General features: G+C 38.9%; 23 protein-coding genes. All 23 read right to left on the minus strand.

The window, feature by feature from the left end; translation table 11 throughout:
• Position 1: 1 nt before the first annotated feature.
• Positions 2–154 (minus strand): hypothetical protein, encoded by a 153-nt coding sequence (locus NST43_RS24375; protein ID WP_156949675.1) that lies wholly within the window; start codon positions 152–154, stop codon positions 2–4.
• A gap of 121 nt (positions 155–275) precedes the next feature.
• On the minus strand, positions 276–1,487 hold the full coding sequence (locus NST43_RS24380; protein WP_339219882.1) for a transcriptional regulator: 1,212 nt from the start codon (positions 1,485–1,487) through the stop codon (positions 276–278).
• A gap of 583 nt (positions 1,488–2,070) precedes the next feature.
• Positions 2,071–3,471, minus strand: a complete 1,401-nt coding sequence (locus NST43_RS24385) for a helix-turn-helix transcriptional regulator (RefSeq protein WP_339219883.1) — start codon at positions 3,469–3,471, stop codon at positions 2,071–2,073.
• A gap of 235 nt (positions 3,472–3,706) precedes the next feature.
• Positions 3,707–4,330, minus strand: a complete 624-nt coding sequence (locus NST43_RS24390; protein WP_339219885.1) for a YdcF family protein — start codon at positions 4,328–4,330, stop codon at positions 3,707–3,709.
• A 30-nt stretch (positions 4,331–4,360) separates the two neighbouring features.
• Positions 4,361–5,356 carry a dTDP-glucose 4,6-dehydratase gene (rfbB, locus tag NST43_RS24395; protein ID WP_339219887.1) on the minus strand — a complete coding sequence of 332 codons (996 nt, stop codon included), beginning with the start codon at positions 5,354–5,356 and terminating at the stop codon, positions 4,361–4,363.
• Positions 5,357–5,520: 164 nt separating this feature from the next.
• The gene (locus NST43_RS24400; protein ID WP_339219889.1) at positions 5,521–6,564 is read right to left on the minus strand and encodes an NAD-dependent epimerase/dehydratase family protein; all 1,044 of its coding nucleotides are present in this window, start codon (positions 6,562–6,564) and stop codon (positions 5,521–5,523) included.
• Between the two features lie 10 nt (positions 6,565–6,574).
• Positions 6,575–7,285 (minus strand): IspD/TarI family cytidylyltransferase, encoded by a 711-nt coding sequence (locus tag NST43_RS24405; RefSeq protein WP_339219891.1) that lies wholly within the window; start codon positions 7,283–7,285, stop codon positions 6,575–6,577.
• Positions 7,286–7,299: 14 nt separating this feature from the next.
• Positions 7,300–8,103: a LicD family protein gene (locus NST43_RS24410; RefSeq protein WP_339219892.1), complete on the minus strand. Its 804-nt coding sequence runs from the start codon at positions 8,101–8,103 to the stop codon at positions 7,300–7,302.
• Positions 8,104–8,395: 292 nt separating this feature from the next.
• Positions 8,396–9,682, minus strand: coding sequence for a hypothetical protein (locus NST43_RS24415; RefSeq protein WP_339219894.1), 1,287 nt, complete (start codon positions 9,680–9,682; stop codon positions 8,396–8,398).
• 132 nt (positions 9,683–9,814) lie between these two features.
• Positions 9,815–11,212, minus strand: coding sequence for an oligosaccharide flippase family protein (locus tag NST43_RS24420; protein WP_339219895.1), 1,398 nt, complete (start codon positions 11,210–11,212; stop codon positions 9,815–9,817).
• Positions 11,213–11,258: 46 nt separating this feature from the next.
• Positions 11,259–12,431 (minus strand): hypothetical protein, encoded by a 1,173-nt coding sequence (locus tag NST43_RS24425; RefSeq protein ID WP_339219897.1) that lies wholly within the window; start codon positions 12,429–12,431, stop codon positions 11,259–11,261.
• Positions 12,432–12,682: 251 nt separating this feature from the next.
• The gene (locus tag NST43_RS24430; protein ID WP_339219899.1) at positions 12,683–13,687 is read right to left on the minus strand and encodes a glycosyltransferase; all 1,005 of its coding nucleotides are present in this window, start codon (positions 13,685–13,687) and stop codon (positions 12,683–12,685) included.
• Positions 13,684–14,811 carry a UDP-N-acetylglucosamine 2-epimerase (non-hydrolyzing) gene (gene wecB, locus NST43_RS24435; protein WP_339219900.1) on the minus strand — a complete coding sequence of 376 codons (1,128 nt, stop codon included), beginning with the start codon at positions 14,809–14,811 and terminating at the stop codon, positions 13,684–13,686. Before wecB ends, NST43_RS24430 begins: the two co-directional genes overlap by 4 nt.
• 2 nt (positions 14,812–14,813) lie before the next feature.
• Positions 14,814–15,929, minus strand: coding sequence for an NAD-dependent epimerase/dehydratase family protein (locus NST43_RS24440; RefSeq protein ID WP_339219901.1), 1,116 nt, complete (start codon positions 15,927–15,929; stop codon positions 14,814–14,816).
• Between the two features lie 4 nt (positions 15,930–15,933).
• Entirely contained in the window at positions 15,934–16,950 is a 1,017-nt protein-coding gene (locus NST43_RS24445) for a nucleoside-diphosphate sugar epimerase/dehydratase (protein ID WP_339219903.1), read from the minus strand.
• 49 nt (positions 16,951–16,999) lie between these two features.
• Positions 17,000–18,205, minus strand: coding sequence for a glycosyltransferase family 4 protein (locus NST43_RS24450; protein ID WP_339219904.1), 1,206 nt, complete (start codon positions 18,203–18,205; stop codon positions 17,000–17,002).
• The gene (locus NST43_RS24455; protein ID WP_339219905.1) at positions 18,202–19,092 is read right to left on the minus strand and encodes an NAD-dependent epimerase/dehydratase family protein; all 891 of its coding nucleotides are present in this window, start codon (positions 19,090–19,092) and stop codon (positions 18,202–18,204) included. The genes NST43_RS24450 and NST43_RS24455 overlap by 4 nt, the downstream gene beginning before the upstream one ends.
• Positions 19,093–19,131: 39 nt before the next feature.
• Positions 19,132–19,734: a sugar transferase gene (locus NST43_RS24460; protein ID WP_339219906.1), complete on the minus strand. Its 603-nt coding sequence runs from the start codon at positions 19,732–19,734 to the stop codon at positions 19,132–19,134.
• A 108-nt stretch (positions 19,735–19,842) separates the two neighbouring features.
• The gene (locus tag NST43_RS24465; RefSeq protein ID WP_339219907.1) at positions 19,843–20,895 is read right to left on the minus strand and encodes a stalk domain-containing protein; all 1,053 of its coding nucleotides are present in this window, start codon (positions 20,893–20,895) and stop codon (positions 19,843–19,845) included.
• A 2-nt stretch (positions 20,896–20,897) separates the two neighbouring features.
• Complete coding sequence (locus tag NST43_RS24470; protein ID WP_339219909.1) at positions 20,898–21,578, minus strand: hypothetical protein; 681 nt, start codon at positions 21,576–21,578, stop codon at positions 20,898–20,900.
• A 23-nt stretch (positions 21,579–21,601) separates the two neighbouring features.
• Positions 21,602–23,434 carry a nucleoside-diphosphate sugar epimerase/dehydratase gene (locus tag NST43_RS24475; RefSeq protein WP_339219910.1) on the minus strand — a complete coding sequence of 611 codons (1,833 nt, stop codon included), beginning with the start codon at positions 23,432–23,434 and terminating at the stop codon, positions 21,602–21,604.
• Positions 23,435–23,475: 41 nt separating this feature from the next.
• The gene (locus tag NST43_RS24480) at positions 23,476–24,162 is read right to left on the minus strand and encodes a CpsD/CapB family tyrosine-protein kinase (protein WP_209993559.1); all 687 of its coding nucleotides are present in this window, start codon (positions 24,160–24,162) and stop codon (positions 23,476–23,478) included.
• Complete coding sequence (locus tag NST43_RS24485; protein ID WP_339219911.1) at positions 24,143–24,919, minus strand: Wzz/FepE/Etk N-terminal domain-containing protein; 777 nt, start codon at positions 24,917–24,919, stop codon at positions 24,143–24,145. Before NST43_RS24485 ends, NST43_RS24480 begins: the two co-directional genes overlap by 20 nt.
• Positions 24,920–25,011: the final 92 nt, after the last annotated feature.

Genomic DNA, 25,011 nt, shown 5'->3' on the forward strand with positions numbered 1-25,011 from the left:
CTCAGGTCTCCATCGTGTCACTATCGCCTTTCCGTACCAGCTGCCGCCGCTGCTTCCCCTTCTTGATCCACAGCCGGTCCTGGTCATCCCGGTAGAATCTGATCCCGAACAAGCGTAACGGTGTCCACACTTCCCTAAAATAATAATTAGGCATGGTCCATTTCTCCCAGACTATAAATAGATTTGCTCCTAATTATAGACCGGGATACCTGGTTTGTTTGTCGCATTGTGGAGGGGGATGGGGAAATGGATTACTTTTTTTGTAAAAAGACACTTTATAGGTATGCTCCAATTCGAACTTTGTATTGTTGATTCTCTTCTTCATCTGCTTGATTCCGATGCTGCCCAAACAGATCGACACATTTGATTACATTGCTCTTGTTATTGATTCTAACAGACGATTCTAAACTTTGCAGGATAAATCTAATTCCCTCTTTGCGATTGTCATGTAAATAGTAGGCTGCTAATTCAGCAAGGAATTGAGTGTGCTGGTCCAACATAAGCTGCCGATTATAATCGCCAAATGCTGTAGCATACGTCCGGTAAGGAATATAGGAAGAAAATCGCTCCAGAATATAATCGACATTCCAGTCATAGCGGTTAGCCGACAAGATAATATTGTATAACCCTATAAATATCTCATCTGGTCGGTGGGAGATATATTCGACATATTCAGAGAGAGCCTCATATTGTCCTGCCATCACCCGATAGAGCATTCTGTTAGCCGTACCCCATTCCTGGAACTGAGCTACAATCCGCTTCACTTCTTCATTGTCTTCCTGTATCCAGCTTCCATCCATATAGAGGGATACCCAATCTAATGCCGATGGGTAGTCTCCTATTTGCTCACATACATTTGAACAAAGAAGCCGTGCGTACAGGATATAGAAGTACAGGGGTTTCTCAGGATTTCTCTCGTTACTCTCTCTACGGTTTGACTGACGCTGGAGATTATAACGAATAGTTGCTAATTGCAGCATCTTCTTCGCCAGTTCATCCACCTTATGCCACCGATTCAATGAACCATAGACATGACCCAAGTGCTTCAATCCATCCAATTGATCCGCTTCATCCAGCCGGTCCAGGTAACCTTCGAAGAGATACGCAGCCTGTAAATTCCGCGCCTGGTCATCACCAATGGCGATACGGAACAAACGGTATTGGCATAACCCGAGTCGCTCGGAATTCTGATACTTCTCACTGACACTCACATTCTTATACAGCAATTCAGCAGCTTGCCACAGCCCCTCTTGAAACAGGCCTTCAGCCACTTCGAACAGCATGGGGGCATAGACCAGATTCTCCAGCAGATTCTGAACCACCTGTTCAACGCAGTCCAGACGGCCCAGCTCAGCTGAGCGCACAAGAAAAGGCCGCAGACGCCGCCAGTTAGGCGACGAGAAATAGAAACATTCATCCACGTATAAGCTGTAGAAATGATCCTCCGGCAGCTCCATCGCCTGGGTGATTCGCTCCAGATGGTTCATAGCAATGGGCTGCTGACCACTAAGTATCCGGCTGAGGTTCCTGAATTAATTCCGGATTGTTCAGAGAATTGATTAATAGACATTCCCTTCTGCGACAAATACAACGCTAATTGATCGCGAATCATAGTTCTAGTAGGGACCATGCAAACACCACCTAACTGGAATCCAATATAATTTCTTTTATAGTTGTAATAATATGTCACATTATTCCAATGGTCAATAACATAGAATACTACGGATTAGTCTAATCCGTGAACTACAGGCAACCCGTTTGCCATCATGGCAAAAAAATAGAGACCCTATTGGTCTCATAAGGTCTCTGTCGTCCCAGTAGAACCTGCTCTGTATCCATCGCGAAGGTGTCGTGCCTTATCAGCGGAACCAGCGCTTAAACTGCTCCAGCGAACTCTTCGCTTCCGGGCCATTGTAGCCGAAGGCATTGCCAATCATTTTAATGTATTTGCTGCCCGGTAAGCATCAACCATCACCTATACCGTGACCCATAGTTTGAATCCGAGTTGGAGTGCTGCTGTTTGCTACGGGCTCAGTACTACCAACCGGTATAATAATTACAATAACCAGACTACAGGAAGCTAGAAACTTGATAAATTTCCTTTTCATGTGAATCCTGCACCTCTCTAATTAGAAGTTTGTATTGCTCTTTCTCTTCTTCATCTGCCAGATGCCGATGCTGTTCGAATAGATCAACACATTTGAGAATATTGCTCTCGTTATTGATTCTAGCAGATGATTCCATACTTTGCAGGATGAATCTAATTCCTTCTTCGCGCTTATTATGTAAATAATAGAATGCCATTTCAGAAAGAAATTGCGAGTATTGGTTGGCTATGACTTGTTTGTTATGAAGAATGCCATACTCTGCAAGATTTGTCCGGTAAGGAACATAGGAAGCAAACTGCTCCATAATATGATCAACATTCCAGTCATAACGGTTAGCCGATAAGATAATATTGTATAACGCTACAAATATCTCATCTGGTCGATGGGAGATATATTCGACATATTCAGATAGAGCCTCATATTGTCCAGCCATTACCCGATAGAGCAGTCTATTCGCGGTACCCCACTCCTGGAACTGAGCCACAGTCCGCTTCACTTCTTCATTGTCCTCCTGTATCCAGCTTCCATCCATATAGAGGGATACCCAATCTAATGCCGATGGGTAGTCTCCTATTTGCTCACACACATTTGAACGGATAAGCTGTGCATACAGGATGTAGAAGTACAGGGGTTTCTCGGTTTTTCTCTCGCTACTCTCTATACGGTCCGACTGACACTGGAAATTATAACGAAGAGTCGCTAATTGCAGCATCTTCTTCGCCAGCTCATCCACCTTATGCCACTTATGCAATGAAACATATACATGAGCGAGATGCTTCAATCCCTCCAATTGATCCGCTTCATCCAGCCGGTCCAGGTAACATTCGAAGAGATGCGCAGCCTGTAAATTCCGCGCCTGATCGTCACCAATGGCGATACGGAACAATCGGTATTGGCATAACGCGAGTCGCTCGGAATTCTGATACTTCTCACTGGCGCTCACATTCTTATACAGCAATTCGGCAGCTTGCCACAGCCCCTCTTGAAACAGGCCTTCAGCCACTTCGAACAACATGGGAGCATAGACCAGATTCTCTAGCAGATTCTGAACCACCTGTTCAACGCAATCCAGACGGCCCAGCTCAGCTGAGCGCACAAGAAAAGGCCGCAGACGCCGCCAGGTAGGTGACGAGAAATAGAAACATTCATCCACGTATAAGCTGTAGAAATGATCCTCAGGCAGATCCATCGCCTTGGTGATTCGCTCCAAATGGTTCATAGCAATGGGCTGGTGACCACTAAGTATCCGGCTGAGCGTTCCTGAATTAATTCCGGATTGGCCCGAGAATTGATTAATAGGCATTCCCTTCTGCGACAAATACAACGCTAATTGATCGCGAACCATAGTTCTAATAGGGACCATGCAAACACCACCTAACTGGAATCCAAAAATTATTTGTTTGTTGTATAGTTGTAATAATATGTCACATTATTCCAATGGTCAATAACATAGGATACTACAGATTAGTCTAATCCGTGAACTACAGGCAACCCGTTTGCCATGAGGGCAAAAAAATAGAGACCCTATTGGTCTCATAAGGTCTCTGTCGTCCCGGTATCACAATTGCAAAGCCGCTGCCTCTACTGTTCCCCCTGCTTCACCCACTGCGGAACCAGCGCTTAATCTGCTCCAGCGAACCCTTCGCTTCCGGGCCATTGTAGCCGAAGGCATTGCCAATCATCTTGATATATTCGTTAAAAGTCGTCTCCCGGCTATACCGGTCACTCCACCACGCCTTCGCGTTATAGCCCGAGTCCGCCCCGATATAAGTCAGCTCAATCCCCGACTTCTTATACACATGATCGAAGATAAACTTCACCCGCCGCATATGAAAATCCGACGACACCACAATCGCCGACTTGAATCCCTTCTGCTGCATGATCGGGAGCGTGAACTGCGCGTTCTGGTAGGTGCTCTCGGCAGCGTCCTCGGTAAGAATGGCAGATTCCGGGATGCCCAAGGAGAGGGCCGTTTCGCGCATGTCACCGGCAAAGCCGGCCCCCTCCTTAGCGTTAGACAGCAGGAGCTGCGGCGCATAGCCTTTTTGAAACAGCTTAACCCCTTGTTCCACCCGGCCTCCCCCTCCACTGAGGATGATGATTACGTCCGCTTGCTTCGGAGCCTCGGATACGGGAAGGAAACGCCCTGCGCACAGGAGCAGCAAGACCATTAACAGAAGGGACAAGTACAGAAAGAGAATTCTTTTTCTGCGCTTGCCCATCTTCGTTCTAATTGGGTTACGGCTCATAATCTAATTCCTGTACTCGCCGCTAAGAATCTGTTCCCACCACTGTGCATTCTCCGTATACCACTGGATGGTCTGCGCGATTCCTGTTTCGAAGGTATACGTAGGCTTCCAGCCCAATCTCTCCAGCTTAGCCGGATCAATCGCATAACGTTTATCATGACCCAGCCGGTCGGCAACGAATTCAATCAAATCCTCAGATTTCCCCAAGGTATGAATAATCGTCTTCACAACCTCAAGATTGGTGCGTTCATTATGCCCGCCTACGTTGTACACCTCACCGCTTACGCCCTCATGCAGCACCAGGTCAATCGCAGCACAATGATCCCATACATGCAGCCAATCCCGGATATTCGCCCCATCTCCATAGACAGGAACCTTCTGTTCATTCAGGACCTTAGAAATCGTCAGGGGAATGAGCTTCTCCGGGAAATGGTACGGGCCATAATTATTGGAGCAACGGGTAATGTTCATCGGCAAGCCGAAGGTCTCGTGATACGCACGGACTAACAGATCGGAAGACGCTTTGCTTGCGCTATAAGGGCTGTTAGGCTGCAATGGCGTTTCTTCTGTGAAGAATACAGCAGGGTCCCAGTCCAGCTCACCATACACCTCATCCGTAGACACATGAACGAACTTGGTCACTCCAATCGCACGGGAAGCCTCCAGCAGCACCTGGGTTCCCATCACATTCGTACGGACGAATACCGCTGGATCTGTAATCGAACGATCCACATGACTCTCGGCTGCGAAATGAACTACATAATCAAATCGCTCTTGTTCAAAAAGAGACTGAATAGCCTCACGGTCAGCAATATCCGCCTGGATGAAGTGGTAGTTATCCCGATCTTCAATCTCCTTGTGCTTGGAGAGGTCACCCGCATAGGTCAACAGATCCAGGTTATAGACATCGTAATCGGAGTACTTGTCGATCATGTACTGTACGAAATTCCCGCCAATGAAACCGGCACCTCCGGTAACCAGCATTTTCTTTCTATTCATCAATTACACCTCAGAATCATCTGTTTGTATCGCGTAAGTTGAGTACCCTTAACAAGTGGGCCTGTTAGAAATCTACCTTCTTAAATAATGAGGAAGTTCATGCTCCTTCAACAAGCATAAATTAACTTTTCATTAAATCGTTTAAAGACCTCTCAACTCTAAATTTATTTCAAAATTTTAATTGTCCGTATCAACCCTGTTCGCAAATCATATTCAGGATACCACCCTAATTTTTCCAATTTTTCAGAATTTAAAACTGATCTCGTCACTGGATTAAAACTTGCCTTTTCAACCTCATCTGGTAATTTAAATATGACTTTCTTACCTGAAATATCCGCTATACATTCAGCTAATTCACGTATAGTTATATTTGATTTTGAATTTGCAATATTATAAGCATTTCCATTTTCGCCCTTTAAAAGAATAGTTAATATACCAGAAACACAATCTGCAACATGGCAATATGATCGTAACTGAGAACCTTGACTTTTCATTATAATATCATTACCAGCAAGGACTTCATTTATGAAATGGGAGGATGCTCTATTATCATTCAAAGTCAAAGTAGGCCCAAATATATGACATGGCCTAGCTATAATTGTATCCAAACCATATTGTTGAGAATATGAAGCACAAAGTGTTTCAGCAGCCCTTTTTCCATTCGGATAACATGATCTAAAATTAGTGCTATCAACTTCACCACTGTATGTTTCTAAAAACTCAATTATATTTTCCGCACCTTGTCCATAGACTTCACCTGAAGAAACAAATAAAAATCTTTCTAATTTACTTCGTCTTGCATATTCTAATAGGTTATACGTACCCCAAATATTCCCCATTATTGTACCAACAGGATCTTTTGAGAACAAATCAGGATATGCATTACTTGCAGCATGAATAATATAATCAAATTTATCGCTACATAAAAGAGGAAGATTCACATCTTGCTCGATAATATGAAAATTTGTATTTCTATAATGTGTTTCAAATCTTTTCCTCAACCTATCTTCACTTCTACCCATAACAAATATATTAATGTTATAAGCACGCTCTTCATTACAAAACATTAAAATATCGGATAAAAACGAACCAATCATACCAGAAGCCCCTGTTATGAGTACATTACAGCCATCTAACTTTTCAAAAGGAATATTGCTTTGTAACACAGTTCTCATATCAATTTTATAATCATTATTATTATACAGCATATGCCCTCACCTACTTCAGCCAATCAGAATTCTTAGTACTTAAGAGTGCCTTGAAAATTTCAATATCATCTATAGTAGTCAATTTTATGTTTTTTTCAGAACCAGCAGAAAAATGTACTTGATGACCTAATTCAATCATTAAAGTACAAGATGCTACTGAATTAGTAATTCCTCTTCTCAAAGCTTCCTTATGTACTTTTGCTAGTTTCCCCAGAGGAAATGCTTGTGGAGTCTGAGTCCTCATTATTTTTTCACGATCATATATTGAATTAGAAAAGACTTTACTTTCAGTTTCAAGTAATGCTTCAGCGCAAGAAATTGATGTCACGGCCGAGCCATGCAATCTACAAACTGCTATATTATCTGAAATAATTTCTTCTGAAACCATCGGCCGAATCGCATCATGGACTAAAACAATATCTTCATCGGCAAAATCTTCTTTGATAACAACAAGTCCATTATAGATAGAAGCTTGTCCTGTTTCACCACCAGATACTATACCTGCTAATTTTGTTATATTAAATTGTTTAGCATAAGCTCTTAAGATTTCATGCCAACCATCTATGCAAACTACATATATAGCATCAAGATCAGGGTGATTTTGAAAAACTTCTAACGTATATATAATTACAGGTTTATTTCGAACATTAATAAATTGTTTAGGAATATCTTGATTCATCCGTTGCCCACTACCACCGGCTATTATTAGGGCTATATTCAAAGTTAACTCCTCCTTTACTTTATCCAAAACGCTTCAAATGCATGGTGTGAAATCTGTTTTTCTTTTGGTGGTAACTTCATATATTCTCCGTATATACTTGTTAGCCATTCATGATATCCAATAGGCACATTATAATATTCACCTTCAAATTGCATCGGTATTACTTCACTAAAAATATTGTTTGATACAACTTCGCATTCTCCATACCCCCAAACAATTACTCCCATTGAGTTCGTATTGGTGTTTATATACCCCTTTGCTATTTTATTGATACTTGAGGAAAGATAACTAGATTTTTCGAATTTATATATTAACTTACCGATTAGAAGAATTGTATTTTTAAAAAAACTTCTGTTTTTATTGATCCTAATTAATTTAAGACTTAACTTATTTCTATATCTACGAATGCTGTTTAATAATTTCAATTGATCCACTTTTTTATCTGGTAAGATATCAACAGGAAAAATATCAATATTTACTCCTATTTTTAAATCCTCGTCAATAAATTCTTTTATAATAGTTTTAACAAACGATATTTTTGCGAACGGATAAGGATAGTCACTCGTATTATCTGAAGTATGAACTTTGAACAAATCGTTATAACCATTAAATTTTTTGATAAACTTGTCATAATCTGCTCTCAGTAATGCAACATCAATATCATCGTCCCAAGGTATATATCCCTGATGCCTAACCGCTCCAATTAGTGTACCACCACATAAAAAATAATCCATTTCATTTTCTTTACAGAATTCCACAAAGATATTGAGTATTTTGATTTGAATTTTTTTCAATTCATTAACCTCTATTTTATTCATTACGTCTCCTCTAATAACAAACTTTTAATTTTATCGCTTATATTTGTAGTCTTTCTTGAGTATAGTCATTTTGAAACTTAAGTTTCCCAAGAATACACAAGAGAAACATGATTTAAGATCATCTCCAACCTCGTTTACCTTGGTTATTTTGATCAAATAGACAGCATACTGAAGCCTTAGTAAAATAGTTGTAGGCAAGGTTAATCCATTGATCACACTGACTTTTGCCCCCCTAAAAACGCTACTTCACAACAGGCGATAAAGAACTACCATTTAAGACATTGGACAAAAGTTATTTAATATCTAATAGTTCAACTATTTTCTCCGATACAAATTCAGGCGTAGCTTCGTAAAACAACTTTCTTACCTCGCTAAAATCTAACGGAGGAATCATTGAATATTGCTTAACAAAATTCATGATCTCTCTCTTATTTTCTTCTAGAAGTAATTTATTTTGATTAATACAGCAGGAATACGGATATTTACTTAAAATGTCAATTACAGGGTCATTGTGATCGTTATATAAATGGATAATCGGCTTGCCACATGACATGTATTCATATACTTTACTGGGCTTTTGAGTAATATCAATATTTCCGATCGATAATAAAAAATCAGCCGACTTTAAAGCTTGATGAGCTATCTTAGTTTCAACACTTCCATAATTTATTATTTGTTGAGGATGTTTGTTAACGAACTGATCAACTAGCCCCTCGCAATTCCCAACAATATACATATGTAAAACATAATCAGAATTTTCTTCCATACATAATGAAAAAAGTTCTAAAGTATATTTCGGCGAACGCATATTGTGGTTTAAAGAGCCAGCATATACGAAATGAATTTTATTATCGGCAAATTTACCAGTTGAAATTTCATCTATTGGTTTTAATGAGGGAATTTCAGAAATATATATTTTTCTAGAATAATCACTAAAGTATTTCTCTATGTGCCCTTGCCAATCACTTGTGGCTATAATTTTTGTGCTACTATCCATCATCCACTTTTCTAGAGCTAAATGTTTTTTAAATTTTATTTTAAGATTCCATTTAGTTCTATGTAACGTATTACTTATGCTGAATTTATCGAATAAATAAGGAACAATATCTGTAGAGTTATCTATATTTTTTTTATAGGTTAGAGCAGCAACCACACTTTCATAAGGAAAGCAAACGGGTATTATAATATCAATTTTTTTTTCTAAATTAGCTAATGCCAGAACAAACTTATTTACAGAGTTATATTCTATATTTTCTTTTTTTAAAAGAGCACTTAAGTATCTAAAAGTTCTATTAAAAAAAACATGTGAGTAAATCACTTTTTTCTTTAGTAATTTTTTCTCATTTCTCAATAAAAACCTATTTTCATTTCTCTTTTTAATGTCTTTTGTTTCAATTCTGATTATAGATTGCCCATCATAGACCTCAAGTTCATTTTGAATGTATTCACTTTTCTCACAGATAACCGTAACTTGATATTTTAGTTTTAAAAAATCTATTATATTTTTGACACATAGTCCATTTGCAGAATAGTTCGGGTAATAATTACCAAGGATAAAAACTATATGTTTATTTTCCATTATAATCTCTCCACATAGAATCAGTTTTGTATACAACAAAAAAACACATTGGTATTCAGTCTTGATTGAGAATTCAAAATTTAATAAGTTCTTAAAGGAGTTTCAAAATAAACCTTCTTGAATTAGCAAATATTAAACCCGTTTAAAAATTCTATTCAATAATGAACGATTCTTATAAACCATAATAACCAAAAAACAAAAATATAAAATAAATGATATTTTCATATTTAATAAAAACGTTAGTATGGAGAATAGAAAAATATATAATGCTTCAAATACAATTCCTTTATAATTTTTCAATTTGAGTATTCTTCTTAGATATACTTCTGTTGAATAACATCTATACGCCATTACAATTAGTGTACAAACCGCTATACTCATTACACTTTCTGTTAAAGGAAATGCTATAACTGCCATAACTGTAAACAGTAAAACACTACTAATATTAGCCTTCATCATCTCAGTTTCTTTTCTTAAGACCTTATAAAAGGTATTATTTAATAATTGCATCTTCGCCTGAAGAATAATTACTCCGAATAAGATATTTAAATATTTTAAAACAGGCAAATATTTCGGTAGATACATAAATATTAATAGTGAAGATAAAAAATATAAAACAGGTACTATTATGCTAAAGCTTTGTAGGAATGTATTTATTTTTTCATAATAGAATGGATAGTTTTTATCATTTAATCTTTTCAAAGTGGGATAAGCAAGCATACTAATAGATGAAATTAATACCAAAACCAAATTTGTAATTGTAATTCCAAGAGAATAGTAAGAATAATCTTCTATATTCCCAAAAAATTCAACAATAATTCTTCCTATACCAGTTACTAGCATTCCCATTAATTGTGCTAACATTAATTGAATGCCTACTGAAACATTGGCTTTATACTCCTCTAATCCTTCTCTTAATCCTGTAATGCGTCCAAACCACAATTCTTTACAATACAGCATCATACCAATTACTGTTACAACTTTAGCGAAAAGATCTATAATAATTAAGATCTCGAAGTTAATATTCCTAAAAAGGATCATCCCAAAAGTCCCCAGAACGAAAATTATTTGCGGGAAAATCACAAAAAAACTATATTTTTTCATTTGGTTCGTTATTTGCATTACGTAGATGAATACTCCATTTAGTCCAAGCACAAAAATATTAATACTTACAAAAATCATTGAAAATTGTTTATTAGGATCATTAATTAAACTCGAAAAAATCAAGGCTATTATAAAAAATAGAAAAATTACAATGCTATGAATTTGAATAGCAATCTTTAATCTCGTATGGGGAAGTTTTTCATACTGATAATCACCATATCTCAAATAAATTCCGTCATTAAATCCTAATGCAAAAATCCCTACATAAGAAGCATAAAATAAATAAATCTGCCAAAATCCAAACCCTTGTACAGTCAGAATCATAGGTATAAATAACGACTTTATAAAACTGAGTAATAAAACCAATAGTTGAGAAGAAAATACATATTTAAAGTTTTTAAAAGATCTTTTCAAAACACCATCCATTTAGTTTATTCAAAGCAAAAGCAATTCTATTTAGTAGAACTACCCGCTAGCCCCTTCTTTTAATTTTCGACTTATAAAACCAATAAATATTTATTCCCCAGAATGCCATAAATGTTGATGGCATAGACAGTACTTGATTATTGCAAGAAAAATAAAAAAAACATATAAATAATAGACATAGTATTACTGATGTTATTGAATCTTTCTGTACAATACTTTTGTAACAGACAACGGCAAAGTATTTTCCCAAATAAAACATAATAATCAACACACCAAGAAATGAAAAGTCATTTGCAAGCCAAGTGTAAATACTATGCCAGTTAACAAATGGATTCCAGCCCTCATAAGCTAATCTAGCTTGAAATGTATTTTTCCATATATCTTTACTTAGTAACCCTTCAAAATTAGATATTAGAAAATATGAATTACCCACTCCGAACATAGGTATATAAGGTTCATCCAATGCTAAAGATAATCCATAATAGCCTTGTGTTAGATAAGAGGTTACATAGATGACTAAAGGATGTAGTGTTTCCGGCATTATTTTCATAATTGGAGATTTGGTGTTTATTATTGTATTATTTGTAATAGCAGAAACAGTTCCATAATTATTATTTATTCTAGAAGAAATATTATTTTGGAAAACAGATAGTCCAATAATCACTAAAATCATAGCAATAATAGTAACAGCAACAACTTTTCTTTTCCTTGCTTTGATTTTATTAGAAAGATGAAAGGATTTTTGAAGCTGTTTTAGGAAAAGTACCGACAAAATAATTAGAATTAAATCAATAATTCCTTTATTAGTTCCAGTAGATATCCAACGTACTGATTCAATTATTATTGTGAGTAGCACTAACCCTTTATTGAAAACATTTATTTTTTTAAAATATATAATGGACAAAGGGAGAACAGGCCATAAAAAAGGGGCTGTAAGTGTAGACAGTGGAGCAAGAATATTCCCTCCAAATAAATTTTCAGAATTAACTTTAGAGTCATATTGTAATCCAGGGTTTTCCAATCCATTCAGAAATTCATTCCAGAGATTGTTGATTGAGAAGGATGAAAGGCCAATGTTTCTAAGTGTCATAAGAACAGTCATAACTAAGTTTACAGCTATAAGTACTTTTAGTAATTTCACAATAGTAGTTTGCTTGAAGAGTACATATTCACTTTCCTCTTGTTTCACACTCTCGTTTCTTCTTAAAAGTTTATTCATAGTTATCTTGTAACCTATGTAGATCAAACTTTGACAAAGAAATAAATACAAATAAAAAACAGGAGGATTTTGTGTCCGCCATTCAAATGGGCCCCAAATGTATAGGACTATCAAACCAATGAAATAGATCATTACAATTTTTATAGGTCTATATAGTATATTATTAGTCGTAATATTTCCCTTAATGATCATTTGAATATAGAGCTCCTTTTAACTTCTCAAATCAACTTGCCTAATAGTTCAGCTTGTATTCATGTAATAGAGTTAATTTTTCTTTTCAACCTCTCTTTCCCCTTAACTTTTGCTATTATAAAATACACACTAGGACTGACTAAATATAAAAAGGCGCTTACTTTAACTTTGGTTTGAGAAAAACTCAATAAACTTTTCATATATTTTCGTGTATTAATATCTTTTAAGAAATTCGAAAATGCATTGTAATTAACACTTGCTACTGCCACCTGCCAAATTGTAGACCACACCCATCTGGCAACACCATATTTTTTAAACTCAAGATAAAAAACAGGGTTCTTATCTTGAAAATATTTTTCAAGTGCTTGCATTAACTTCAATCCATCCATTCTTCTTTCATCAACGTAGCTCATTGCAGAACCGTTTCTTATTCGATAAATGTATAACGGTTCACTAGTTAAAGCTATTAGGTCGGATGAAGCGATCATTTTCCAAACCATTTCTAAATCTTCACTATACTTAAATCCATCTGAAAACCTCAAATTATTATCAAGTAGAATGCTTTTTTTTATTAATAAAGACCACACACCTGTTGTAAATTTATTTTCCAAAAATCCATTTAGAGCTTCATTACTGTTCATTATTTTAAGATTGATTGGAGAAGATGATTGATTATTCCCAATTAACACAAATTCCTCCTCCACTGAAGATGTTGCACATATTACCATATCACAATCTTTATTTTCAATAATATCTAGCATACTGCCCAAGTAATTATTTTGAACCAGATCGTCTGAATCAACAAAGCAAATAAATTTTCCATTTGCTTCATCAATCCCCCTATTCCGCGCACTACTGACACCAGCATTGGCCTGACTAATTATAATTATTTTCAATTCTGATTGTTTAATATATCTTTCAACAATTTCTAGAGAACCGTCTGTTGAACCATCATTAATGATAATTATTTCAAACTCTACATTCTTACTTTGAAGTTCAAAAGAATCAAGACAAGCTTCAATGTAATCTTCAACATTATACAGCGGGATAATAACACTAATCATATTTTTCTCCAGATCATATTATTTATAATACTTACATAACTTTGAATTATTTTCACTACTTTAGTTGATACATTATCGTCAACATAGTCTATAGCTAATTTAGTTTTGGCGTTATCACTCAACATTTCAGAACTTAACTCAATACCTTGTAAAATTTCCGTTTCACTGATTCCTCCAACTATTACCGTCCCTTTATCTAATACCTCTGGTCTTTCGGTTGAAGTTCTTAATAGAACTCCTGGGAAATTAAGCATTGCACTTTCTTCAGAAAGAGTCCCACTATCAGAAAGAACGCAAAAACTATTTTTTTGAAGTTTATTATAATCTAAGAACCCAAATGGTTTCATATTATTAACAAGTGGATGGAATTTAAAGTTTCGCTTTTGAATAAACTTCATACTTCTCGGATGAGTAGAATATATAACTGGCATCTCATAGTGCTCAGCAATTTTATTAATTGCAGTCATAAGAGACATAAAGTTCTGTTCGTTATCAATATTTTCTTCACGATGCGCTGATACGATTATATATTTCTGTGGTTCTAGATTTAAACGTTCTAGTACATCACTTGCATCAATCTTATTCATATGGACTTGTAGCACTTCCTGCATCGGTGAGCCTGTTACAAAGATATGTTCTTTACGGAAGCCTTCGGATAACAGATATCTCCTCGAATGTTCAGTATACGGCAGGTTAATATCCGAGATATGATCAACAATTTTTCGATTAATTTCTTCCGGTACATTCTGGTCAAAACATCTGTTCCCAGCTTCCATATGAAAGATAGGTACTTTTAACCTTTTGGCGGCAATTGCACTGAGAGCACTATTAGTATCTCCTAAAATTAGAAGAGCATCTGGTTTTTCTTTCTCCAGGACTTCAAACGATTTGGCAATAATATTACCCATTGTTTCCCCGAGATTAGTTCCTACTGCCTCTAGAAAATAATCAGGTTGCCGAAGTTCAAGTTCATTGAAGAATACCTCATTTAAATTGTAGTCCCAGTTCTGCCCTGTATGTACAAGAATATGATTGAAATATTTATCGCAAGCTTTTATACACTCAGATAACCGAATTATTTCTGGTCTTGTACCAAGGATGGTCATGACTTTAAGCTTTTCCATATTTATACCTCCAAGTAATAAGTATCTGGCTTATCAGGATTAAACAACTCATTTGCCCAAAATAGAGTAATAACGTCTGAAGTACCCGTGTTAGTAATGGAGTGCGTATAGCCTGGTGGAATATCTATTACTTTTAGTTGTCGCCCATTTACGGGATACTCAATAATCTGTTCGCTTTCGATATGACGGAAATTCACTATAGCTTCTCCCTCGATCACAAGGAATTTCTCGACTTTAGTATGATGCCAATGGTTACCACGGGTAATTCCCGGCTTAGTGCGTGAGATGAAGACTTGCCCTGAATGTTCTGTTTTAACAAATTCTGCTAACCATCCTCTATTATCATGCTTCATTTCCAGATCGTATCCAAAATCATCTTCTGGTAAATAGGATAAATATGTACTGTATAAAAAACGTTCAAAATCATTCTTCAAATCCGAAATAACTAATGTGTGCCGACTTTTCTTAAACGCTAACAAGCTAGCTTCTAGATGTTTAAGCTTAATACTGAAAGAACGAGGAATTTCATAAAAATCAGTGGAATTCATCGTGTTCATACCATCTAGTTTATTCATGAAAGAATCTACTACGTCATCGATATATACCAATGTTATTTCAGCATCCGGATTATTTACTTGAATGGGTATATCTCTACTTATATTGAAACACCATGTTGCAACTACAGAATTATAATTAGGTTTACTCCACTTCCCGAACACATTTGGCAATCGGTACACAAACGTGTCCCCCCCTACTTCCCGTCCATAAGAAAGTACCACCTCTTCTGCTGCACGCTTACTCTTCCCATAGGGGTTATCTTGTTCAGCTTGTGTAGAAGATGATAATACAATTGGAGTATTCCTACCGTGTGAGTGCAGTATATTTACCAGATGTTGAGTATAATCAAAATTGCCAGTCATAAACTCTTCTTCATTCATGGGCCGATTGATCCCAGCAAGGTGAAAAATAAAATCTGCTTTAAGTGCGTACTCTTCTAAATCCCCTAGAGAATGTTTAGAGCCAATTCTTAATATTTCAATATCCTCTTTACTTTTAAGAGAAGCTATTAAATTACGACCAATAAAACCATATGCCCCCGTAACTAAAATTGTCTTCATTTCATTAGCCCCTGCCATTAAGTTCTTTTTTAATCAAATCTAGACTTAACAAGAGTTCTTTAATACCTGGCACATCTAATCTTTCAGTATTGTGAGAATTATATTCCCATCCTTCGGAAATCTCCTTGTCACCTTGTTCAAAGAATTTATCATAATTCAAATCTCTGGTATCGGCTGAAATTCGATAATAGCTTCCTAAGTCGTCTGCTTTAGACATTTCCTCTCGCGTAAGCAGTGTTTCGTATAGTTTCTCACCATGTCTTGTTCCAATAATCTTAGTTTTACTATCCGATTCAAATAATTCCTTTAGCGCGAGCGCGAGCTCTCCTATAGTAGATGCAGGAGCTTTTTGCACAAAGATATCACCTTGTACGGCTTTATTAAATGCGAAGAGTACAAGTTCAACAGCATCTTCTAAAGACATCAAATATCTTGTCATATCAGGATCAGTGATAGTTACATCTTCATAATTTTTAATTTGTTCTATGAATAACGGAATTACTGATCCTCGGGAACACATTACGTTACCATAACGAGTTCCACATATTAAAGTATTTTCTGGAGAAACAGTTCTTGATTTTGCAACCATTACCTTCTCCATCATTGCTTTAGAAATACCCATTGCATTAATTGGATATACAGCTTTATCTGTTGATAAACATACAACTTTTTTCACTCCAAAGGCAATTGCTGCATTAAGAACATTCTCAGTACCAATCACATTTGTTTTCACAGCTTCCATTGGAAAGAATTCACATGAAGGAACCTGTTTTAAGGCCGCAGCATGGAAAACATAATCAACGTTATGCATAGCAGCGGCTACACTATTATAGTCCCTAACATCTCCTATGAAGAATTTCACTTTATCATTTCTTAATTCTTTACGCATATCATCTTGCTTTTTTTCATCCCGTGAGAATATTCTAATTTCACTAATCTCCGTATTTAAGAAACGCTTAAGTACGGCATTACCAAAAGACCCAGTTCCACCAGTGATTAATAACGTTTTTCCAGTAAACAAAATAGTTCCACTCCTTAATATAATCTAAATATTACTTTCCAGACGATTTTTATATAACAGATGTTTTAATCAAATCTATATATTTGTTAGTACTTATTTGTCTTTCATAATTCTCTTTGAAAACTTTGAAGGCATTTGCTCCCATTTCATCACAAATATCAGTATTATTGCATAAATACTCGATTGCCTGGGCCAGTTTATCCACTTCACCTTGCTCAAATGAAAAACCTGCGGCATTATCAATAATTTTCATTGAGATATCTGTTGTCGAAGACATTATTGCTAGTAGTGGTCTCCCCGCAGCTAAATAACCATAAGTTTTACTGGGAACGCTCATTCCTTCAACCCCTCGTTCCAAACTCACCAGATAACAATCTGCTGAAGTGAGCATATTAATATACTCTTCACCCAACAAAAATCCATGTAATTCTACATTTTCAAGGTTTTTCTCTTTAATAAATGAGATTATTCCTTTAACTTTGTTCCCGTGTCCTGTTAATACAAACTCTACATTATGATTATTTCTCATAGTATAAATACAGTTAAGTATTGTATCCATATCTTGGCATGTCCCCATGTTCCCACTGTAAAGCACTCTGAACTTCCTATTTTCTTTTACTCTAATACCTTTTTGGAAATTCAGTTTGGTTCCATCATACCAATTAGGAATTACCTTAATTTTCTCTTCATATAAAGTTAATTTGTTTTCCAGCATATAGCTTTTCATTTCTTCACCCAAAGCAACTATATGCTCAGCATTCTTATATACTATCCTATTTGTAATTTTCATCATCTTATGGATCAGGCTACCCTTTTTTATTGTATCCATTAGAACCGCTAAGTCAGGATAGATATCATAAGCAACAAATATGAATTTCCTTCTAAAAATGACACTTAATAAAGCTGGGATTATAGGTAATAACGGTGGGTTAGAGTACACAATGATACTTTTATATTTCAGCATACTAGGCCATTTTAAAAACATACTAACTATGAAAGAAAAATAGTTAATAAGCCTATTCAAAGTTTTTTTCTTATCCAATTGAATATATTTTATACGCTTAATATTTATTTGCTTATAACGTTCTTTTTTAGGTAAATTCTTTGCTTTACTATATTCCAACGGATAACCGCAAAGAACATCTACAGTTAGCCCGCTAGCAACCATATCTTCTGCCATCTCCGTGGGGAGTGTTGCAGATGAAATATACTCAGGATAAAAATATTGGCATAATATCAGTACATCTCTTTTCAATTTTCAGCACTCTTTTCAGATGTTTTTTCACATAATTTAATAGAATCTGGAAAGTCTACTAGAGCATATTTATAATCAAAGTAATTTGAAATACTTAAATCATATGTTAAGTTCCCAAACATTTTATTGACAATGCTCTTCTTCTTGCCTACTTTCAAAACTAATTCCCCTAATTTTTTTGAATAAAAGGTACTTGCATCATTTTCTTCTGATATCAGTTTTACTAATTCATAGGTGTTCACATATTCCTTATTTTGAGGAGAAAAAACACCGTTTGTTCCATTATCTATCGTTAACTTTATGAACTCAGAAAGATTATCTATAAAGATCATACTTCTTTGATTATTTATGTAAGGAAATATTTTGATTTGCAGAATTAACTTTCTAAGTCTTTCATAATTCCCTGGAGAGTTTGGTCCATAAATCATAGGAGCTCTTATTATTGAGATCTTAAATTCTTCTGACTCCAAAAGTTGCAGTCCTAGTTCGGCTTCATATTTGCTCTTTCCATAATAAGAATTCGGGCTGCACTGAGTATTAGCTGATACCATAATATCTTTAGTTATATCACCTTCAATCCCATATACTGAAAATGAACTCATAAAGATGAAATGTTTAACACCAGCAAGTTTTGATTTATTAGCTAACTCTAAAGTTAAATCTCTATTCACTTCAAAGTACTGTTCTTCCATATACTTTTTTTCTTTCTTGTGAACAATAGCTGCAACATGAAAAACAACGTCATAAATACTTAAATCCACTAAACTCCACGAGGCATTTTTCATTGAGATAAAGTCAATATTATAGGCTTCAGGCCAGTTTCTAAGCCAGTCCCCTAAGGCATTCCCCACATAACTCGAAGAACCTGTAATTAAAATGTTTTTCATACTTGACCTCAATTATAATGTTGATATAGTTTGTATTGATTAAATCGACTGACTCTGTTTGCCTTCCCTAACACCTTCGCTCTTGATAACCATAAATAAGGTCTTTGTAAAGACTTTAATATCAAACCAAAAATTCATCTTACTACAGTAATCTCCATCCAGACTAGCCTTGAATTGAATTTCCAACTCATCCCGCCCATTAACCTGCGCCCACCCAGTTAGACCAGGCTTAATCTCATTCGCTCCATACTTATCACGCTCCGCGATCAGATCATACTGGTTCCACAGCGCAGGGCGCGGGCCTACTATGCTCATGTCGCCTTTGAGAATATTTATAATCTGAGGAAGCTCATCAAGGCTTGTCTTCCTAAGGAATTTGCCTACTTTGGTAATGAAAAAGTCTGGATCTTGCAGCAGATGTGTAGGCATATCACTTGGTGTATCTGTGCGCATCGTTCTGAACTTGAGAATATAGAATTCTTTCTTGTTCCTGCCTAACCGCTTTTGCCGAAATAGAACAGGACCTTTAGATGTAGACTTGATCACCACGGCGATAATCAAGAAAAAAGGCCATAACAGGAGCATTCCAATTAGAGCCAATATGAAATCTAAAGTTTGTTTGACGATAATATAAGGCTTCATACGCTCACCTTGTCCTTGAGATACTATGGTTTACAGCTACGGTTGAATAGATTGCATCCTACAACTGTAAACCATGTTTGTTCTGATACTGATACTTTTTCAACCCTACTATTTCCCCATACCCTCAGCAATAGCTCTTCCCTTATCCAGGTCAGCCTCGAAGGCCGCTCTATACTGAGCAATAATAGCCGTGCTATATCCATTAGTGTTTAGTTTTTGTTCAGCGTCAGCAATTATACTGTTAAATGAGGCTTTAAAAGAGGCAAGTTGCTCTAACCCTTTGGCCTTGATACTTTGCTTGGTTGCAGCATCTGTAGCACCCACATATTCAAAAGCAATTCCTAACAGTGTAGATGTACTCTGCGACTGTAGCGCACTCAGCTTCGCTTCAGTCTCACTAGTAATACTCTCATAAGAAACCTTACCGGACCCTGTTCCTGCCGATCCTGAACCGCCTGCTGCTCCACCTGGTTCTGCCGCTGGGGTTGCTGCTGGTGCCGGAGTCGGGCTAGCAGATGGACTAGTTCCCTTGTCGGTTGGTTTCGCCGAAGCCGTATTTTCTTCATAGTTCTTAGAATTTGCTGTGATGGTCTTTGTTTTCGGATTCCAGCTAATGGAATTTCCTACAGATTCCGATAAGAATCTTAGGGGGACATAGATCGAGCCGTTCAGCAGATAACTGGACTGGCCTGCTGGCAATGCCTTCGTACTCCCGCTAAATACATAACTTGCATTAACGTTGTTCAGGGTAATATTCTTGGCTGCAAAAGAAGGACTGGAAGTCGCATTCATCAGGTATTCCTTGATGACTACCATCTCTGAGCTGCTTGGCTCCGCTACGGTTACCTTCAGGTTCTTGGCATCCCAGCTTACGCTCTTCTGCAGGGCATACGACATGAAGCGCAGAGGGACATAAGTGGTGTTATTGTACATGAACACATGTTGTCCAGCGGGCGGCTGTAGTGCTACACCGTCGAATAGCATGGTCACATCTACATTCTGTACTTTGATAGCATTGGACGCCTTGATGGGAGCAGCTGTTGCAGTGGCTACAGGAGTAGCTGCCGCTACGGTGGTAACCGGAGCCGATGCTGTCAGGGGCTCACAGCCCATTAAGGCTACGCTCAGAAGTGCTGCTGCTGGAATCTTGATCTTGAACATGCCTATTCACTTCCTTTTTCTTGGGCTTTGAGTTGTTCTTCTTCAGCTAAGATCTGATCCCGGGTCTTGCCTTGGCTAACGCCGTACTTCTTGGCAATCTGAGCTAATTCGTTATATTGCTCCTCTGAGACCTTGCCGAGGATGATACTGCGGGCTTCCCGCTTCTCTTCATTGGTTAAGCCGCCTTGGGCTAACTCTTGTAATCTCTTAATATCTGATACACTGAGCTGCTTGGCTACGATGGCTGCCACATTCGCTTTATCTGTGATCGTTACGTTCTCTTGAACTTCCTTGGCCTTGTCCGTAGAAATATGGGCTAATCCATCCACACCCGCAGGGGTTGGAGCAGGAGTGCTTGCAGGCTTGTCTGTATTGGCAGGCTTGTCCGTACCACTAGTAGTCTGATCTCCGGTCCCGCCGGATGCAGGTGTGCTAGCTGGTGCAGAGCTTGAAGCCGGATCAACGGAAGCTGCTGGCTCCGCAGACGGATCGCTATCTGCTACCACAGGCTCAATCACTTGTCCTTGAGGGACACTGGGCGTATTGCCGGCTTCCACATCGAAGCCGCCTGCCATTGAGTTCATCAGCTTATCGACAGCATAATTGGCGGCGAATAGCCCGCTAACACCTAACACCACGATGACCGACAACGTCCAGATCAACACTTTTTTCCATCTCTTCACTTCAGGTACCTCCACATCTCTAATTAGCTAATGGCTGCCTGGATGACTGGCTGCATCGGTACGATCTGGTTAATCACTTCGCGGATGGCTTCTGCATCTTCGGTGACAACCCGTTCCAACCGTTTGAATTCTAGCTCCATCTGGCTCCGGGTGATGACGTTAGGTCTGCCGATGAAGATCCGGTCATGCTGAGTGGAACCCAGGTTCTCTTCATCTGTCAACAGTTCTTCATACAGCTTCTCGCCTTCACGGATGCCTGAGAAGGTGATGTCAATGTCCTTGTACGGCTCGTAACCGGACAGTGTGATTAAGTCCTCGGCCAGCGTCAGAATCTTAACTGGTGCTCCCATATCCAGGACAAATACTTCTCCGCCATTCGCGAAGGAGCCGGACTGGATCACCAGTTGAACGGCCTCGGGAATAGTCATGAAGTAACGGACCATCTCGGGATGCGTTACGGTGACAGGCCCACCGGCGGCAATCTGCTGCTTGAAGGCGGGAATGACACTGCCCCGGCTGCCTAATACGTTACCGAAGCGTACCGCAGAGAACTTGGTAGGGCTTGCTACATTGAGACTCTGCACATACATCTCGGCAATCCGTTTCGTGGCTCCCATGACGCTGGTCGGGTTCACGGCCTTGTCGGACGAGATCATCACGAAGCGCTCTGCACCATACATGTCCGCACAGTCGGCTACATTGCGGGTCCCGAAGACATTATTCTTGATGGCTTCGGAAGGGTTGCGCTCCATCAGAGGAACGTGCTTATGTGCTGCCGCATGAAAGACCACCTGCGGCTTATAGCTCTGGAATACATCCATTAACCGGGTGCGGTCCTGAACGTCAGCAATTACAGTCACGATCTCCAGGTAAGGGAAACTCTTGCGCAGCTCCATCTCAATCGTATAGATACTATTCTCGCCATGTCCCAGAATCAGCAGCTTGTCCGGTGCGAAAGGTGAGATCTGGCGGCATAGCTCTGAGCCAATCGAACCGCCCGCGCCTGTTACCAGTACGGTTTTGTTATGAACATAGCCCAGAATACTGTTCATGTCTGCAACAATCGGCTCACGGCCCAGAAGGTCCTCTACGCTGACATCGCGGAGCTTCTTGACAGAGATTTTGCCTGCGATCAGATCGTTCAGTGCCGGGATAATCTTCAGCTTCGCGCCTGTAGCCTTGGCCAGATTAATAATCTCGGATATTTGGGTTCTGGAAACCGAGGGCATAGCGATAATAATCTCGTGAATCTCCTTTTCCTTCACAATCCGCGGAATATCATAACGGTTACCCAGTACAGGTACACTCAGTATGGACATGTGATATTTATCTGCGCTGTCATCGATGAATCCAACCAGCCGGGTGCTCGCGAAGGAAGGTCCCGTCAGTTCTTTGGCAATGAGGATTCCGCAATCTCCGGCTCCGACAATCAGCGTATGAAGCTCTGTATTCTTATTGTTGCTCCGTTCACTGCGGAAGACTCTCCAGAAAAAACGTACGCCCCCCACCAGCAGCAGAACCGTCTCCATCGCCCGGACTTCTATGCTGAATGGCACGCGCTCGGGCAGGATGATATAAGCGGCAACGTAAGATAACAACGCTCCTACTACAATAGCTTTGAGAACCGATATAATCTCGTTAATACTGGCATATTGCCACATTCTGCGGTAGAGTCCGAAGTAGACTAGGCTTCCCCCGACGGCCACCGTGGAGATTAGGCCGAACACGATCATCTGTACCACATATTCCGGCGGAATCTCATTGTAGAAGCGGAACAGGTAGGACGTCACGATGCTGAACCATATGATCGCAACATCGATCATGAATAATACCAACACTCTTTTTTTTGCTGTCATTTTCAGTGCCTCCAAAAACAACAATTTATCTATTAAACAATTCAGTTGCCATAGTAGTAATAGTAGTAGCCTTCGCTGGCCTTGCGCTTCACGTTGTTAAGAACCACGCCCAGCATCTTGGCCCCGACCCGGTCCAGATTGGCCTTCGCCTTAGCTGCAATATCGCGCTTCACCTTACCGTAGCTGACCACCATGATTACGCCGTCACTCTTAGAGGCAACAATCTGTGCATCTGTAACGGCCAATAGCGGCGGAGTATCAATCAGAATGACATCATATAACTGACGCAGCTCCTGCAGCACTGCACTCATCCGGTTGGAGGCCATCATCTCAGCAGGATTCGGAGGAATCGGGCCGGATGTCATCAGATACAGGTTGTTCACACCGGATTCCTGAATCACATCGGCCAGATTCGCCTGCTGAGAGAGCAAGGAGGACAACCCATACCGGTTACTCAGGGAAAAAGTCTTATGCGCCGTAGGCTTACGCAAGTCACCATCGATTAGCAGCACCTTCTTATCCGCTTGCGCGTACGCAGCGGCCAGATTGGCGGTAACGGTTGATTTCCCTTCCTCCGGTCCGGAAGAAGTGACCATAATAATCTGGATCTGTTCATCTACAGAGGAGAAATCAATGTTCGTGCGCAGTGCCCGAAAGGCTTCGGATACCGGCGAACGCGGGTTGGTCACGGTGATCAGATGGCGTTGTTTATTTGGCTGCTGTGACATGCTCTAGTTCCCCCGCCTTTCTGCTCTGTGCCTGAGCCTGCTGCCCGGTGGTCTTGGTTTCTTCCTGACCCAGCCGGGTAATCATAGCTATAGTCGGAAGTCCAAGGTATTTCTTAATGTCGTCTTCTGTCTTCAGCGTATCATCGAGATACTCCAGCAGGAAGGCAATCCCCAGACCAATCATCAGGGATACGATAAAAGCAATCGCGAGGTTCATCACCACATTCGGCTCTACCGGTCCGGGTGTAACTGGCGGATTAAGCTTGGCTTCGTTGAGGATGGACACATTCTGTACGTTGAACAAGGACGGAATCTCCTGCTTAAATACAAGGGATATGGCATTCACGATCTCTGCGGCTCTCTGGTATGAATTATCTCGAACGACAAGTGTCATCACCTGCGTATTATTTACAGAACTCACGTTAACCTTCTTCAGCATTTCCTCTGCCGTAATCCCGAATTGCGGGTAGTTCTGGGCTACAACATCGAGGATTGCGGGAGTCTTGATAATTTCCTTGTACGTATTGATCAGCTGAATGTTGGTATTGATCTGATTCAGATCCAGCTGTGCTGCCGTAGCTTGGGTAGGCGTCTGATTAACAATGATCTTCGTTGAAGCTTCATAGACCGGATTCTTGATATATAAGCTGTAGATCCCGGCAAGAACACAGGCCACGATAACAATGCTGATAATCATCCACAGTCTCTTCCTGACAATCTGGAAATAATCGCGCAAATCCAATTCTTGTGCTGACAAGTGCATTTCCCTCCAAGCTGTAAATTCTTATATTCTCCAAAAAAGTGCCTCCTCTCTAAACGACGAGAGGAGGCTCTCCACAATACTATTTA

Source organism: Paenibacillus sp. FSL H8-0332 (assembly GCF_037963835.1).
Taxonomy (GTDB): domain Bacteria; phylum Bacillota; class Bacilli; order Paenibacillales; family Paenibacillaceae; genus Paenibacillus_AQ; species Paenibacillus_AQ rhizoplanae.